Origin of the sequence: Aeromicrobium sp. 50.2.37 (assembly GCF_024655735.1) — a bacterium.
Lineage (GTDB): Bacteria > Actinomycetota > Actinomycetes > Propionibacteriales > Nocardioidaceae > Aeromicrobium.
In genome coordinates this window covers 1-15,934 of record NZ_JANLGG010000011.1, presented here as the reverse complement: position 1 = coordinate 15,934, position 15,934 = coordinate 1, and the positions used below count along the sequence as shown (strand labels likewise).

Sequence of the window (15,934 nt, the reverse complement as noted above, 5' to 3'; positions counted from 1 at the left end):
CGAGACCACCCTGGGCGGATCAGCACCCGGTGGGGATCAGGCCGATCCGTTGCCGGCTGGTCTCGATACGCAGCCACGACGCTCGTCCCTCGCGCGTGCCCGCTACTCGACCAGCGGAAGCCCGGTTCGTCCGAACGAGAGGAACTCCTCATGATCCGCACCGTTCTCGTGGCCAATCGCGGCGAGATCGCGCGACGGGTGTTCCGCACCTGCCGCGACCTCGGCATCCGCACCGTCGCCGTGCACTCCGACGCCGACGCCACCGCGCCGTTCGTGGCCGAGGCCGACGTGGCGGTGCACCTCGTGGGCAACAGCCCGACGGAGACGTACCTGCGCGCCGACCTCGTGATCGACGCCGCGCGCCGGGCCGGTGCCGATGCGATCCACCCCGGGTACGGCTTCCTGTCCGAGAACGCCGACTTCGCGCGGGCCGTCGCCGAGGCCGGCCTGGTCTGGATCGGCCCCACGCCGGAGTCGATCGACGCGATGGGCAGCAAGATCCGCGCCAAGGAGCTCATGGCCGAGGCCGGTGTTCCGATCCTCAGCGTCGACCCGGGGACGGCGACACCCGCTGACTTCCCGCTGCTCGTGAAGGCCTCGGCGGGCGGCGGTGGACGCGGCATGCGCGTCGTCGAGCGCGCCGAGGACCTCGAGGGCGAGCTGACGGCCGCCGCGGCCGAGGCGGCGTCGGCGTTCGGCGACGACACCGTGTTCGTCGAGCCGTACCTGCCGACCGCGCGCCACGTGGAGGTGCAGGTGCTCGCCGACACCCACGGCACCACCTGGATCCTCGGCGACCGCGACTGCTCCATCCAGCGTCGGCACCAGAAGGTCGTGGAGGAGGCGCCCGCGCCCAACCTCAGCGACGCCGTCCGCCGCACCCTGCACGACGCGGCGCGCAACGCCGCAGAGGCCGTCGGGTACGTCGGCGCCGGCACCGTCGAGTTCCTCGTGTCCGACGGTCACGCCGACGACGGACGCGTCTTCTTCCTGGAGATGAACACGCGCCTGCAGGTCGAGCACCCCGTCACCGAGGAGGTGTTCGGCATCGACCTCGTCGCGCTGCAGCTGTCGGTCGCCGAGGGTCACGCGCTGCCGGCCGACGAGCCGTCCGGACCCACGGGCCACGCGATCGAGGTGCGCCTCTACGCCGAGGACCCTTCGACAAGCTCAGGACAAGCGCCCACGTTCGAACCCCAGACCGGCACGCTGCGCACCTTCGAGGTGCCGGACGGCTTGGGCCTGCGCACCGACTCGGCGGTGGAGTCCGGCTCGGTCGTCACGCACTTCTACGACGCGATGATCGCCAAGGTGGTCGCCCACGGCGACGACCGCACCCAGGCGGTCCGCCGGCTCGACGACGCCCTGCGCCGCACGCGTGTCCACGGCCTCACCACCAACCTGGGCCTGCTGCGCGGCGTCCTGGCCGACGAGGAGTTCGTCGCCGCCCGGGTGCACACCGCGCTGCTCGCCGAACGGATCGCCGACTGGACCAAGCCCCTCCTCGACGACGCCGCGGTGCAGCGGGCCGCCCTCGCGGCCGCACTCGCCCAAGCGCGCACCGCGTCGACGTCGTCGCCCGCGCTGTCCCGCATCCCCACCGCGTTCCGCAACGTGCCCAGCCAGCCCCGCGCACGACGGCTCCGCGTCGGCGACGAGGAGGTCGTCGTCGAGTACCGCTCAGACGGTGGACGGCTCGTGAGCGACCTGGCCGACGTGGTGGAGGCGTCCCCGACGGGCGCGGTCCTCCGGGTCGACGGCGTCACGGAGACCTACCGCGTGACCGTGGCCGCCGAGACGGTCGACGTGGACGGGCCCGCCGGGTCGCTGTCGTTCGACGTCGTGCCCACGTTCGTCGACCCGGCCGACGTCGTCGCCGAGGGCTCGCTCCTCGCCCCCATGCCGGCCAGCGTCGTGCAGGTCGGCGTCGAGGCCGGGCAGCAGGTCACGAAGGGTGACGTCGTGGTCGTCCTCGAGGCCATGAAGATGCAGCACACCATCACCGCGCCCGTCGACGGCGTGGTCACCGAGCTCGCCGTCACGGCGGGCCAGCAGGTCGAGTCCGGTGCGGTCCTCGCCGTCATCGAAGCCACCGAAGGGAACCCAGCATGAGCCAGTTCACCGAGACCCAGGAGCGGCAGGAGCTGCGCAAGGCCGTGGCGTCCCTGGGCGCCAAGTACGGCGAGAAGTACTTCCACGAGACCGCGGCGGAGGGACGCAAGACCACCGAGCTGTGGGCGGAGGCCGGCAGGAACGGCTACCTCGGCGTCTCGATCCCCGAGGAGTTCGGCGGTGGTGGCGGCGACATCGGCGACCTCGCGGCAGTGTGCGAGGAGCTGGCCACGGCGGGCTGCCCGCTGCTGCTCATGGTGGTCAGCCCGGCGATCGTCGGCACGACGATCGCGCAGTACGGCACGCAGGAGCAGAAGGAGCGCTGGCTGCCCGGCCTGGCCGACGGCACCGCCACGTACGCCTTCTCCATCACCGAGCCCGACGCCGGCTCCAACTCCCACAACATCGTCACGAACGCCCGCAAGGACGACGACGGCACGTGGGTGCTCAACGGCACCAAGACCTACATCTCCGGCGTCGATGAGGCCAGCCACCTGCTGGTCGTCGCCCGCTACTCCGACGCTCGCACCGGCAAGCTCAAGCCCGCGCTGTTCATGGTGCCCACGGACGCCGAGGGCTTCACGAAGCAGCAGATCGAGATGGGCGTCGTGAGCCCCGAGAAGCAGTTCACGCTGTTCTTCGACGACGTTCGCGTGCCTGCCGACGCCTTGGTCGGCGACGAGGACGCCGGTCTGGAGCAGCTCTTCGCGGGACTCAACCCCGAGCGGATCATGGCCGCGTCGATGGCTACGGGCACGGCCCGCTGGGCGATCCGCAAGGCGGTCGCCTACGCCAAGGAGCGTGAGGTGTGGGGCAAGCCGATCGGCGCCCACCAGGCGATCAGCCACCCGCTCGCCCGCCTGCACATCGACGTCGAGATGGCGCGCCTGCTCACCCAGAAGGCTGCCGCGCTCTACGCCGCCGGCGACCTGATGGGTGCCGGTGAGGCCGCCAACATGGCGAAGGTCGCCGCCGGCGAGGCCGCGGCGAAGGCCGTCGACCAGGCCATCCAGACCCACGGCGGCAACGGCCTGGCGCTGGAGTACGGCCTCGTGCAGGCCGTCGCCTCGTCGCGCCTGAGCAACATCGCCCCCGTGTCGAAGGAGATGGCGCTCAACTTCGTGGCCCAGTTCTCCCTCGGCCTGCCCAAGTCCTACTGATCACTGCGATGGTGGTCTCGATACGCATCGACGCGCTCGCTGGCGCTCGCCGTCGCCGCTACTCGACCGACGGTGATCGCTGGTCGAGTAGTGCGGGGTGCGACGAAGGAGCCAGCCCGCACGTATCGAGACCCTGCCGAGCGAGGCCCCGAACGTATCGAGACCACCGACGAGCGAGGAGACGTCATGAGTGAGCTGGTGCACCTGGAGGTGGCCGACGCGGTCGCCACCGTCACGCTCGACAGCGAGCACAACCGCAACGCGCTCAGCCGGCAGCTGGTCACCGAGCTGGCCGAGCGGCTCGAGCGCGCCGACGCCGATGCCGACGTGCGCGTGATCCTCGTCCGGTCCGCGCACCGCGTGTTCTGCTCGGGCGCCGACCTCTCGGAGGCGGCGAGCGGTGGGATGGAGGAGGGCGCGCGGGCCATCGTCGCGCTGCAGCGCCAGATCGCGACCGCCGGGACACCGGTCGTGGTCGAGCTGGCCGGCCCGGTGCGGGCCGGGGGCCTCGGCATCGTGGGAGCAGCCGACGTGGTCGTCGCGGCGGAGTCGGTCACCTTCGCCCTCACCGAGGTGCGACTCGCACTCGCCCCGGCGGTCATCTCGCTCACGCTGCTCGAGCGCTTCACCGACCGGGCCGCTGCCGACCTCTTCCTCACCGGCCGCCAGTTCGACGCCCGGGAGGCGCAGGCCGCGGGCCTGGTCACCCGGGCCGTGCCCGACGCCGATCTCGCCGACGCGGTCGGGTCGGTCCTGGCCGACCTGGTGCAGGGCTACCCGCAGGGGCTGCGCGAGACCAAGCGACTGCTGAACCACGACCTCGTGGCCCGCATCGACGCCCTGGGTGCCGACGTGGCCGAGCAGTCCGCGCGCCTGTTCGGCAGCGCCGAGGCCCGGGAGGCGATGACCGCCTTCCTGCAGCGCAAGCGCTGAGCCTGCGCCGGGGCGGGTGACGTTTCGGCCAACACCTGCGGGCTGAGGGAATTCCTGGGCGCCCAGGTCGTTAGGATGGGGAGTTCGCAGAAAGACCCACGAGAGCCGAGGAAAGCGTGTCCTCCGAGCAGCAGGCCGCCGCCGAGATCGCGGCGGAGCAGGCGTACGTCGACGTCGTGTACGGCCGTCTCGACGAGTCCACGAAGGTGGCGCAGTCGCTCGTCACCGAGGGCTTCGCGCGTGGCCACGTCGGCAACGAGGGCGGTCTCGTCGAGCGTGACGCGATGGTCTTCCAGGCCACGCGCCGGCTGACGGCGCTCAACGCCGCCCATGACGGCCTGGTGTTCGGCCGGCTGGACCTGCTCGACGGCGAGGCGCGCTACATCGGCCGCATCGGCGTGCGCGACGCCGACCGCGAGATCCTGCTCATCGACTGGCGCGCTCCCGCGGCGGCGCTGTTCTACCAGGCCACCGCACAGGAGCCGTCCGGCGTGGTGCGTCGGCGGGTGCTCCGCAGCTCGGGCAAGACCGTGGTGGGGGTCGAGGACGACCTGCTCGACGGCGACAACGCTCCCGACGACATGGTCGTGGTGGGCGAGGGAGCGCTGCTGGCCAGCCTCTCGCGTGCTCGTGACAGCACCATGCACTCCGTGGTCGCGACCATCCAGAAGGAGCAGGACGAGGCCATCCGGGCGCCCAGCCGCGGCGCCACGATCATCGGCGGCGGCCCGGGCACCGGCAAGACCGTCGTCGCGCTGCACCGCGCCGCCTACCTGCTGTACACCGACCGGCGACGCTTCGAGTCCGGCGGCGTGCTCGTCGTCGGGCCCTCGTCGGTGTTCATGAACTACATCGAGCGGGTGCTGCCGAGCCTCGGCGAGACGGCCGTGACGCTGCGCTCGCTCGGCGAGGTCGTCGACGGGCTGAGCGCCCGCGAGCACGACGAGCCGGTGGCGGCAGCAGCGAAGGGCTCGGCGCGCATGCTGCCGGTGCTGCGCCGCCTCGCCACGTCGCCCCAGCCGGGCGAGCCCACCTCGTTCCGCTACTTCTACAAGGACGACGTGCTCGTCCTCGACGCCAAGAGGCTGGCGAACATCCGCCGCGGGCTGCTGGCCAACCTGCCGCGCAACCGCGCCTACGCGAAGGCGCCGGCCGCCGTGGCGCGCGCGCTGTGGCAGCAGGTCGAGGGTGAGCGGGCGCTCGAGAAGGGCGAGGAGGGCTTCCTCGACACGCTCACCACGGACTACCGCTACGTCGACTTCGTGGAGGCCTGGTGGCCGCCCGTCGAGGCCGTCGAGCTGTGGCGCACCCTGCCCCGACGGGTCCGCGAGCTGGCCAACGGCGCCTTCTCCGCCGAGGAGCTCGACGCCATGGTGGCGTCGTGGCAGACCGGCGAGCCCGCCATCGAGGACGTCCCGCTCATCGACGAGCTGCGCTACCTCGTGGGCGAGGTTCCTCCGGAGGACGACGACGACCACGACGTGCCGCGCCAGCTGATGAGCTTCGAGCGCCGTGAGCGCGAGGTCGAGAACGAGCTGCGCTCCACCACCAGCATCGACGACGACGGGTACGCCCACGTGCTCGTCGACGAGGCCCAGGACCTCTCGCCCCTGCAGTGGCGCATGCTCGGGCGCCGCGGTCGGTACGCCAGCTGGACGATCGTCGGCGACCCCGCGCAGTCGTCGTGGCCGCACCCCGAGGAGGCCGCGGCCGCCCGGTCCACCGCCCTCGAGGGCAAGCCGGAGCACCGGTTCCGGCTGTCGACCAACTATCGCAACTCCGCGGAGATCTACGAGCTCGCGGCCGACGTGGCCCAGGTCGCGATCCCCGGTGCCGACCTCGCCGAGGCCGTGCGCAAGACGGGGGAGTCGCCGCGCCACGAGTGGGTGGCCGACGCAGCGCTGCTCGACGCGACCGCCGCGGAGGTCGCCGCGATGCTCGAGCGGGTCGAGGGCACGGTGGCCGTGGTGGCCGCCCGCGCCGATCTGCCCCGGCTCAGGGAGCGGCTCTCCGGCGAGCTGGCCGCACACGACCGTCTGCGGGTGCTCGACGGGCTCGACACCAAGGGCCTGGAGTTCGACGCCGTCGTCGTGGTGGAGCCCGACGCGATCGTCGCCGAGTCCGAGGCCGGCTGGCGCACCTTCTACGTCGTGCTGACCCGCGCCACCCAGCTGCTCACCACCGTCGGCACCACCCAGACCTGGCTCTCCCGCGTCTCCTAGCCCGCCCCCTCTCCGCGTTGTGGACACTTCCGGGGCGGTCCGGACCGTGAAAGTGCCCCGGAACTGTCCGAAACGGGTGGGTCCGGTGCCACGTCGACGCACTCCGTCCGCGCGCGTCGGCCATCCCTCCTAGGGTGGTGCCGTGCGAAGGATCCTGGTCGGAGTGGCCCTGCTGGCGGTGGCCGTGCTGGCCGGTCTCCCCGTCGCGTCGTCGACGTTCGTGCACAGCGAGCGGCACCTCACGATCGGCGCGCACCAGGCCGTGGTCAGCCCGGCCTTCGACGGGCACGCGACCCTCGACTTCGGGCCGCTGCTGCCGAAGGCCCGGGTCGACGTCGACGCACCCGTCGGCCTCGGCGTCGACATCCGCCTGGGCGACTCCGACGCCGTCGGCCTGGAGGAGCTGCTGCAGCGCGACGCCGCGATCGCGGCGCAGCCCCAGGGCGAGATCCGCGAGGTCACGGCGGCCGTCACCGACATGGCTGCCGAGGCGGCGCTGCGGGGCGTCGGTGTCGGCGTGCTGGCCGTCACGGTGGTGGTGCTGGCGTGGCGGGCGGTCGGTGAGGACCGACGTCGTCGGATCCGCCGCGACGCCGTGCAACCGTCGCGCGGGCAGGTGGCGGGAGCGGTCGCCACGTCGGTCGTGGTGGTCGGCGCCCTGGTGCTGGTGACCCTTCCCGAGCGCCAGGACGACGCGCCCGAGCAGACGTGGTCGAGCGTGCGGGAGGTCTTCCCCCAGCTCCCGGCCGACCCGGTGCTCGACCGGCTCGAGCTGGCGCAGGGCAGCGCCACGACGAGCAGCCGGGCCCTCGTCGAGGGTGCCCTCTACCTCTACCAGGACTCGGTCAGCTTCTACGGAGCGCTGGAGGAGCAGGCCCAGCAGGTGAGCGTGCGCCGGCCCGAGGAGGGCGAGAAGACCGCCCTGGTGGTCACCGACCGGCACGACAACATCGGGATGGACCCGGTCGCGCGCCGCATCGCCGATCAGGCGCAGGCGGAGCTCCTCATCGACCTCGGCGACGACACGTCGCAGGGCGGGGAGTGGGAGAACTTCAGCATCAACTCCCTCGCCCGCGAGTTCGACGGCTTCGACGTCGTGGCCGTCGGCGGCAACCACGACGCCGACCCCACCGTTGAGCAGATGCGCAAGAGCGGTTTCACCGTGCTGGACGCCGAGCCCGTCGAGGTCGGCGGGGTGCGATTCCTGGGCGAGACCGACCCGCGCGGCACGAAGATCACCGGCTACACCGAGGACGCGGCCACCCGCGACTCAGCGCTGTCGGACCAGGACACCGCCTTGCGCGACGTGGCGTGCGAGGCCGACGAGAGCGGCGAGCGGGTGGGCGTGCTCGCGGTGCATTCGTGGGCGTCGGCGAAGGAGGTCGCCGGCAGCGGCTGCGTCGACCTCGTGCTCACCGGCCACCTGCACTACCAGGTGGGGCCGAAGGCGATCGCGGGTCCGGACGGCGCCACGACCACACGCCTCACCACCGGCTCGACCGGCGGCGCGGTGCTGCCGATCGCGCTGGGCAGCAGCCTGCGTCGCGACGCCCAGGTCACGCTCGTCACCTTCGACGCCGAGGGCGCGCCGGCCGGTCTGCAGGTCGTCACCTTCACCCCCGCCGGCGTGATCGACGTCGGCGACTACACGCCGCTGCCGCTCACGTCGGCCCCCACGCCGGCCGAGCCCGATCCCACCGAGGACCCGACGGCCGACGAGGAGGATCCCGAGGCGCCCGTCCAGCCGTGACCCGACGGTGGGCGCCGGGTGGTTGTCTGGGGACGTGATCGCGCTCCCGCCGGACGTCCTGGCCTTCGCTGACCGCGGGCCGGAGTGGGCCGCGTTCGTGGACGCCCTGCCCCGGACCGTCGAGGAGCTGCTGACGGCGTGGAACCTCACGCGGGACGGAGCGGCGATGCACGGCGAGTGCGCGGTCGTGCTGCCGGTGCGCACCGCCGACGGGACCGAGGCCGTGCTCAAGGTCGGGTTCGTCGACGAAGAGACGCGGCACGAGCACCTGACGCTGTCGACGTGGGACGGCCGAGGTGCGGTGCGGATGCTCCGTGCCGACCCGGCTCGTGGGGCGCTGCTGCTGGAGCGCGCCGGCCCCGCCGCACTGTCCTCGCTGCCGGTGCTGGAGGCGTGCGAGGTGGTCGCCGGGCTCTACGGCACGCTGCACCGGCCGGCACCGCGTCGGCTCGTCGCGCTGTCGTCGCTGGTCGCCCGCTGGACCGAGGAGCTCGCCGCGGCGGAGGCCACGGTCCCGGCGCCCCGACGTCTCGTGCAGCAGGCCGTCTCGCTCGGCCGCGACCTGGCGGCCGACCCGGACACCGACGGCGTGGCGGTGCACACCGACCTGCACGACGCGAACGTCCTCGCCTCGCGGCGTGGCGGTGCGGACCCGGACGGTCCTTGGCTGGCGATCGACCCGAAGGGCATCAGCGGCGACCCGCACTACGAGCCGGCGCCCCTGCTGTGGAACCGGTGGGACGAGGTCCTGGCCGCTCGCGACGTGCGCTTCGCGGTCCGCCGCCGCTTCCACACCGTGGTCGACGCGGCGGGCCTCGACGAGGACCGGGCGCGCGACTGGGTGGTGGTGCGCATGATGCACAACGCGCTGTGGGCGGTCCAGGACGCGCAACGGATCGGCCGACCGCTCACGACGGAGGACCGGGACTGGTCGACGGCCTGCGTCAGCGTGGCGAAGGCCGTCCAGGGCTGACGGTGCCGGCGCTGGTCGGGTTCGCCGTCACGTCGCACCGGCTCGCGTCCGTGCCGGTCTCCGAGAGGCCTCGACCGGGCGGCCGGCGCGATGGCCGGCCTGGGTTCTCGGGCTGTGAGGAGTCGCGGGGTGGGGAGACGGTGCGCGCGCTGATGTCGACCCCGAGCGGTAGGTGACGTACCGAACCATGCCGCCAGAGGTACCGCTGGCCGCTCCGTTCCGAGCGTCACCTACCGCTCCTCGGGGCCGCGGCCCGAGAACCCGACCCGACGACGCTGCCAGCCGCCCGGTCGAGGCCCTTGCGGAGACTTTGCCCTGCGAAGGCCGAGGCAGCGCACAGCGGGTCTTCGTCGAGACCTCCTGCAGGTCAGCTGCAGTGGTGCAGCAGGAGGTGGGCGTACGCGCGAGCGCTCAGCACGACCTCGTCGATCGGCACGTACTCGTCGACGGCGTGGGCGTGCTCGATGTGGCCGGGGCCGAACTGGACGGTGGGGATGCCCGCCGCGGCGTACTGGCGCAGGTCGGAGCCGTACGGGGCGCCCACGAACGGCGGCGCCTCGGCGCCGGCGGCCACCACGGCGTCACGCACCGAGTCGCCGAACGGGTGGGCGTCGGGCAGCGAGCCGGCCGCGAACCGACCGCCGGGCCACGTGACCTGCGGCGGGTGCTCGCGCAGCCACGGGTCGTCCACGGAGGCGATGGCCGCCTCGAACGCGGCCATGGCATCGGCGAAGGACTCGCCGGGCATGACCCCGAACCGGCCCTCCGCGACGAGCAGGTCCGGCACGGTGCTGGCCCAGTCCCCGGCCTGCACGATGCCGACCGACAGGGGCCACGGGCGGTCGGTGAACGGCGCCGGCGGGTCGACGTTGCGCTCGGCGTCGAGTCGACGCAGCGCCGCGTGGACGCGCTCGAACAGGTCGACCGCGCTGACGCCGTGCCCGGCGCGCGACCCGTGCGTGGCCCGACCGCGCAGCTCGAGCCGGAACGTGAGCGACCCGGCGTTGGCCGAGACGATCTGGCCCGCCGTGGGCTCGGCGATGAGGCAGGCGAGACCCGTGTGGCCACGCCGCAGCGTGGCGAACGTGCCGATGCCGCCGTCCTCCTCGCCGACGACCACGTGCACCGCGAACGGCTTGGTCAGCCGGTCGCCGACGGCACGCACCGCCGCGAGGATGGCGACGACGCCGCCCTTCATGTCGCACGTGCCGCGTCCGTACCAACGGCCGTCGGCCTCCTGCAGGTACCAGGGGTCGTGTGCGGTCCACCAGTCCGGGTCGCCGGGCGGCACGACGTCGACGTGGCCGTTGAGGACCAGGCCCGGGGCCCCTGGCCCCCCGCCGGTGCCGACGCACCCCCACGCTTCGTCGCGCTCGACCTCCTCGCCGGGGTAGTCGGGGTCGGCGCGCAGCGCGGCCAGGTCGATGGGCCACAGGTCGACGTCGAGCCCCAGGCCCTGCAGGGTCGCGGCGCACCAGCGCTGCACCGACGCCTCGGACTCGCTGCCGCCCACGCTGGGGTAGCTGACGAGCTGCGCGAGGTCGCGGCGGATCAGGTCGACGTCGATGTCCACGAGGCCAGTCTGGCAGCGCACTCGTGGTAGTCGACGCGGCCCTCCGCGACACCGATGACGAGGTCGTGGGCGGGATCCTCCGGAGCGTCGAGGACGACCCCGTTCAGCCGGTAGAGGATCACGGCCGAGAGCCACCCCAGCCGCTCGTTGCCGTCGACCAACGGGTGGTTGCGCACGATCGACTCGAGAAGGACGGCCGCCTTCTCGTCGAGCGTCGGGTAGGCGTCGTCCCCGAAGCCCGTGGTCTGCGGCCGGTGCGCGGCCGAGTCGAGCAGGCCGGGGTCGCGCACCGCTTGCAGACCTGCCTCGTCGGCGATGGCGAGCAGCAGGTGGAGGTCGAGGTACCGCGTCACGGTCCCGGTCTACTGAGCGAGTCGGTCCAGCAGCGGACCGTACTGGTCGATGGCCTCGCGAGTGAGGCGCCGGACCTCGTCCTCACGGGAGATGCGAGCCGCGCTGTCGTCGATGGCGCGCGCCGCTGCCTCGTTCTTGCTGATCCCCTGGGCGTTCGCCAGCCGGGTGAGGGCGGCGTCCTGCTCATCGGTGAGTCGCAACGTCATGGCCATGCTCCGATGGTATCTGCGTGGTATCAGTCCCTCAAGACGCTACGCTGCCGGGGTGACACCACGCTCCGATCGTCCACAGGCCATGACCTGGTGGCGCCTCCTCTAGAGGAGGCCTGTCACGCGACCCCACGCCCAGACCCCTCAGCCGAGCGGTCTGGGCGTTCTCCGTCCCGGCGTCGGCCGAGGCGACCCGAAGGACACACCATGACCCATCCGATCGTCGCCGAGCTCCAGCAGCAGCCCGCGTTCGCGCTCATCCGCGTGCGCGACAGCGACACGGTGACCCTGCTCGGCGGCGGCTTCGAGGACGTCGAGGACCTGGCCGACGTGCCTCTGTCGGCCGGCGTCCCCGACAACGAGCGCGGCGGGGGTGCCGGGCCGCGGGCGGCTGGCGGCGGAGTGTGGGACCACCTGGTGCTGGTGCCGTTCCGACAGGCTCGCGAGCGCGGGTTCGCCGCGCACGACGACGGCACGCCCCTGCGCGTGGTGAGCGCCGACGTCCTCCACGAGGTCCCGCTGGCCGACCTGCTGCCGACGCTGCCCGACGGCGGCGTGCAGCTGGCCGACCGCGGCGGCTTCGAGACGTCCGACGCCGACTACGCCTCGATGGTGCGCCAGATCATCGACGACGAGATCGGCCGCGGCGAGGGTGCCAACCTGGTGATCGGGCGGCACTACCGGGCCAAGGTCGCCGACTGGGGCCACGACGCCGCACTGGCCGTGTTCCGCCGGCTGCTCGAGCGCGAGCGCGGTGCGTTCTGGACCTTCTGCATCTTCACCGGCGACCGCTACCTCATCGGCGCGAGCCCCGAGCGGCACGTGAGCGTCGAGGCCGGCCAGGTGCGGATGAACCCGATCAGCGGCACGTTCCGCACCAAGGGGCTCACGACCCACGCCGAGAAGACGTCGGCCCTGCTGGAGTTCCTGCGCGACGAGAAGGAGATCTACGAGCTCTTCATGGTCGTCGACGAGGAGCTCAAGATGATGTGCGACATCTGCCACGAGGGGGGTCTCGTGCTGGGGCCGTACCTCAAGCCGATGAGCCACCTCGTGCACACCGAATACCTGCTCGCCGGCCGCACCGACCGCGACGTGCGCGCCGTGCTGCGCGACTCGATGTTCGCCGCCACGGTCACGGGCAGCCCCGTGGAGAACGCCTGCCGCCTCATCGAGCAGTACGAGCAGCACGGCCGCGGCTACTACGCGTCGGTGGCCGCCCTGGTGGGACGCGACGCCGACGGGCTGCAGCGCGCCGACGCGCCCATCCTCATCCGCACCGCCGACGTCGACCTCGAGGGCAACCTGAAGGTCACCGCCGGGGCCACGCTCGTGCGCGACTCCGACCCCGACTACGAGACCGCCGAGACGTGGGCCAAGGCCTCGGGCGTGCTGAGCGCCTTCGGCCTCGTCGACGCGCCGGCCCCCGCCACGGGTGGCGCGCCCGACACGTTCGACGCGTTCACCCGGGAGGACGACGTGCTCATCGCCCTCGGCGAGCGCAACGCCCGGCTCAGCCAGTTCTGGCTGTCGGACCAGTCGGGTGCCGCGCCCGAGCCGTCGCTGCAGGGCCGCAGGGTCGTGGTGGTCGACGGCGAGGACGACTTCGTCAACATGCTGTCGCACGTGTTCGGCGTGCTGGGCATGAGCACCGACGTCGTGCGTCACGACGCCTACCGCGCCTGGGTCGAGGGCGGGCGTGCGCTCGACGAGTACGACCTCGTGGTCGTCGGTCCGGGCCCGGGCGACCCACGCGACGTCGGCGACGCCAAGATCGCGGTCCTCGACGACGTGGTGGTCGACCTGCTCGCCTCGGAGCAGCCGTTCCTCGCGGTGTGCCTGGGCCACCAGGTGCTGAGCCGCAACCTCGGCCTCGACGTCGACTTCAAGGACATCGTCTTCCAGGGCACGCAGTCGCGCCTCGACGTGCTGGGCCGACCGGAGACCGTGGGCTTCTACAACACGTTCGTGGCCCGCGTCGGCGCGGCGGGCCTGCCCGCCGGCGTCTCCGTGGAGCGGGAAGAGGCGACCGGCGACATCCACCACGTGGCCGGTCCGCACTTCCACGGCATCCAGTTCCACGCCGAGTCGGTGCTGACCCAGCGAGGGTTCGCCATCCTGCGCGACCTGGTCCTCGACCTGCTCGGCTGAGCGGTGGGCGCGGCCGGGGGTCGCGCGGCTAGCTCTTCAGCTTGTTCAGCGCCGACGGCTCGTGCGCCGCCTTCGCGCCGGTCTTCTCGCTCTCGACGACGAGCTTCGGCTCGTCCTCGCTGGCCCGCCACTGGCGTCCGTCGAGCTGGAAGTCCTTGGTCTTGCGCTCCACGACCTTGCCCTGCGTGCGCCCCTGCGGACTGTCCCAGCTGACCCGGTCACCGACCTGAATGTTCGCCATGGGTCCAGCCTGTGGTGGTCAGGCGCGGGCCGCACCTCGGGGACGCACGCGGGTGACGGCCACGCCGGCCAGGCAGAGCGCACCACCCACGAACGCGAGGGGCGCCGGCACCTCGCCCAGGAGCGCCCACGAGATGAGCGTCGCGACGGCCGGCACGAGGTACGTCGTCGACGCGACCGAACCGGCGCTGAGCCGGCGCAGCGCGTACGACCAGGTCGTGAACCCGATGGCGGTGGGGAAGACCCCCAGGTAGACGAGCCACGCCACGTCACCGCTGGACGCCGACCCCAGCTGGTCCACGAGGCCCGGCGCGAACGGCAGGCAGACCACGGCGCCGATGGTGCACGCCATCCACACCGACATGGCCGGCGCAACGGTGCGCAAGGTCGGCTTCTGGGTCAGGGCGCCGACGGCGTAGAGCACCGCGGCGGCGACGCACAGCAGCACACCGGTTGCGCTGGCCGTCTCGACCGCCGTGTCGTGGCGCGTGCTGGTGGCGATGAGCACCACGCCGGCGAAGGCGATCGCCATGCCGACCACGAGCGGACGCGGGAAGCCCTCCTTGAGCACGATCCCGGCGAGCAGCGCGATGAGGATCGGCCCGATGTTCACGACGAGCGCGGCGGTGCCGGCGTCGAGGTAGGTCTCCCCGGCGTTGAGGGCCACGTTGTAGGCACCGAACCACAGCACCCCGTAGACGACGACCAGACCGAGGGTGCGGCCGCGCGGCAGGCGGTGCCGCCACGGCCGGGCGATCACGACGAGCGCGAGCGCTCCGACGACCAGCCGACCGAGGCTCAACGGACCGGGCTCGAAGACGTCGGCCACGGCGCGGATGCCGACGAACGCCGACGCCCACAGCACCACGGTGACGGCGAGCGCGGCCACCGACCAGTCCCGCTCGGTCACGCGTTCGGTCACGGGGGAGACGGTCATGCCTCCACGCTAGGGCTGGCAGGACCTCGACGTCGCGCGGTTTTCGGACACGTAGCCCTGAGATGCCGCCAGACATGGCTCCTCCCCGGACGCAGGTGCCGCGTTCCGGGGAGGAGCAGGGCGGCGCAGTGCTCGGGGGGAGGGGCGCGCCGCCGTTCGGGGGAGCGTCAGTCGCTCGTCTCGCCACCGTCGGAGGCGAGGGTCACCTCCGCCTCGGCCTTCTTGCCGTCGCGCAGGTAGGTCAGCGTGACCTTCTCGCCGGGCCGGTAGCCGCGGATGCCGGCCACCAGCGCGTCGGAGCTGCCGACGGGCTGGCCGTTGATGGAGGTCACGATGTCGCCCTGCTCCAGACCAGCCTCGGCGCCGGCGCTGTCGGGGTTGACCTCGGTGATCTCGGCGCCGATGCCGGTGATGTCGTCGCTGTCGACGGCAGGACGGACGGTGACGCCGATGAGGGCGTGCTCGACCTTCTCGCCCTTGACCAGCTGGTCGGCCACGCTCTTGGCGAGGTCGATCGGGATGGCGAAGCCCAGGCCGATGGAACCGGCGCTCGCGGTGGTCGTGCCACCCGAGCGGATGGCGGAGTTGATGCCCACCACGCGGCCCTCGAGGTCGACGAGCGGGCCACCGGAGTTGCCCGGGTTGATCGCGGCGTCGGTCTGCACGGCGGGGAACACGGTGGTGTTCTGGCCCGAGCCGTCGGAGGAGGACACGGGACGGTTGAGCGCGCTCACGATGCCGCTCGTGACGGTGCTCTCGAGACCGAAGGGCGAGCCGATCGCCACGACCTCCTCGCCGACCGCGAGGTCGGACGACTTGCCGAACGTGGCCGGGGTGAGGCCGTCACGCTCGACCTTGACCACGGCGAGGTCGGTCTTCGGGTCGCGGCCCACGATCGTGCCCTTGGACGTGGTGCCGTCGCTGAAGGCCACCGTGATGGTGCCCTGCTCGGCGGCCGCCTCCACGACGTGGTTGTTGGTCAGGATGTTGCCGTCGCTGCTGATGACGATGCCCGTCCCCGATCCGGCCTCGGAACCACCGGACACGTTGATCTGGACCACGGACGGCAGCACGGCCTTCGCGACCTTCTCGACCTGGCCGCTCGTGGCCTGGTCGCTGCTGCTGCTCGAGTCGAGCGAGCTGACCACCGGGCTCGTGCCGGAGTCGCCGGCCCCGAGCTGGTCGTAGAGGGCGGCTCCGCCGGCTCCGGCGGCTGCGGCCAGAAGGGCGATGGCGGCGACGCCGGCCACGGCGCGGCGGGGTCGACGTCGGGGCTTGTCCGCCGGCGCGGTGTGCTCGGCGAAGGGCGGCTGCTGGCTG

Annotated in this window: 13 protein-coding genes; 7 read left to right on the top strand and 6 right to left on the bottom strand. The window is 72.6% G+C overall.

What is annotated here, in order from left to right; translation table 11 throughout:
- Positions 1-150 precede the first annotated feature (150 nt).
- The 6 genes from NUV38_RS07490 (at position 151) to NUV38_RS07465 (ending at position 9,150) form a co-directional block, all read left to right on the top strand.
- Complete coding sequence (locus tag NUV38_RS07490) at positions 151-2,112, top strand: biotin carboxylase N-terminal domain-containing protein (protein ID WP_257728527.1); 1,962 nt, start codon at positions 151-153, stop codon at positions 2,110-2,112.
- On the top strand, positions 2,109-3,272 hold the full coding sequence (locus NUV38_RS07485; protein WP_055962600.1) for an acyl-CoA dehydrogenase family protein: 1,164 nt from the start codon (positions 2,109-2,111) through the stop codon (positions 3,270-3,272). The genes NUV38_RS07490 and NUV38_RS07485 overlap by 4 nt, the downstream gene beginning before the upstream one ends.
- 186 nt (positions 3,273-3,458) lie before the next feature.
- A complete protein-coding gene (locus tag NUV38_RS07480; protein ID WP_257728526.1) occupies positions 3,459-4,205 on the top strand; it encodes an enoyl-CoA hydratase-related protein in 747 nt (248 codons plus the stop codon).
- A gap of 116 nt (positions 4,206-4,321) precedes the next feature.
- On the top strand, positions 4,322-6,427 hold the full coding sequence (locus tag NUV38_RS07475) for an AAA family ATPase (protein ID WP_257728525.1): 2,106 nt from the start codon (positions 4,322-4,324) through the stop codon (positions 6,425-6,427).
- 142 nt (positions 6,428-6,569) lie between these two features.
- Positions 6,570-8,177 carry a metallophosphoesterase gene (locus tag NUV38_RS07470; RefSeq protein ID WP_257728524.1) on the top strand — a complete coding sequence of 536 codons (1,608 nt, stop codon included), beginning with the start codon at positions 6,570-6,572 and terminating at the stop codon, positions 8,175-8,177.
- A gap of 34 nt (positions 8,178-8,211) precedes the next feature.
- Positions 8,212-9,150, top strand: a complete 939-nt coding sequence (locus NUV38_RS07465; RefSeq protein WP_257728523.1) for an aminoglycoside phosphotransferase family protein — start codon at positions 8,212-8,214, stop codon at positions 9,148-9,150.
- A 367-nt stretch (positions 9,151-9,517) separates the two neighbouring features.
- Here NUV38_RS07465 and NUV38_RS07460 read toward each other — a convergent pair whose 3' ends face one another.
- The 3 genes from NUV38_RS07460 to NUV38_RS07450 are packed head-to-tail and all read right to left on the bottom strand — an operon-like array spanning position 9,518 to position 11,289.
- Positions 9,518-10,723 carry an ArgE/DapE family deacylase gene (locus NUV38_RS07460; RefSeq protein WP_257728522.1) on the bottom strand — a complete coding sequence of 402 codons (1,206 nt, stop codon included), beginning with the start codon at positions 10,721-10,723 and terminating at the stop codon, positions 9,518-9,520.
- The gene (locus tag NUV38_RS07455) at positions 10,702-11,076 is read right to left on the bottom strand and encodes a type II toxin-antitoxin system death-on-curing family toxin (RefSeq protein WP_257728521.1); all 375 of its coding nucleotides are present in this window, start codon (positions 11,074-11,076) and stop codon (positions 10,702-10,704) included. Before NUV38_RS07455 ends, NUV38_RS07460 begins: the two co-directional genes overlap by 22 nt.
- A gap of 9 nt (positions 11,077-11,085) precedes the next feature.
- Positions 11,086-11,289, bottom strand: coding sequence for a CopG family transcriptional regulator (locus NUV38_RS07450; RefSeq protein ID WP_257728520.1), 204 nt, complete (start codon positions 11,287-11,289; stop codon positions 11,086-11,088).
- 204 nt (positions 11,290-11,493) lie between these two features.
- Between NUV38_RS07450 and NUV38_RS07445 the strand changes: the two genes are divergently transcribed.
- Positions 11,494-13,437, top strand: a complete 1,944-nt coding sequence (locus NUV38_RS07445; protein WP_257728519.1) for an anthranilate synthase family protein — start codon at positions 11,494-11,496, stop codon at positions 13,435-13,437.
- A 28-nt stretch (positions 13,438-13,465) separates the two neighbouring features.
- Here NUV38_RS07445 and NUV38_RS07440 read toward each other — a convergent pair whose 3' ends face one another.
- The 3 genes from NUV38_RS07440 to NUV38_RS07430 all read right to left on the bottom strand — a co-directional run.
- Positions 13,466-13,678: a DUF2945 domain-containing protein gene (locus tag NUV38_RS07440; RefSeq protein WP_257728518.1), complete on the bottom strand. Its 213-nt coding sequence runs from the start codon at positions 13,676-13,678 to the stop codon at positions 13,466-13,468.
- A gap of 18 nt (positions 13,679-13,696) precedes the next feature.
- Positions 13,697-14,614, bottom strand: coding sequence for a DMT family transporter (locus NUV38_RS07435; RefSeq protein WP_257728517.1), 918 nt, complete (start codon positions 14,612-14,614; stop codon positions 13,697-13,699).
- Between the two features lie 167 nt (positions 14,615-14,781).
- Positions 14,782-15,934, bottom strand: a 1,153-nt coding sequence (locus tag NUV38_RS07430; RefSeq protein ID WP_257728516.1) for a S1C family serine protease, incomplete at its 5' end; no start/stop codon positions are given.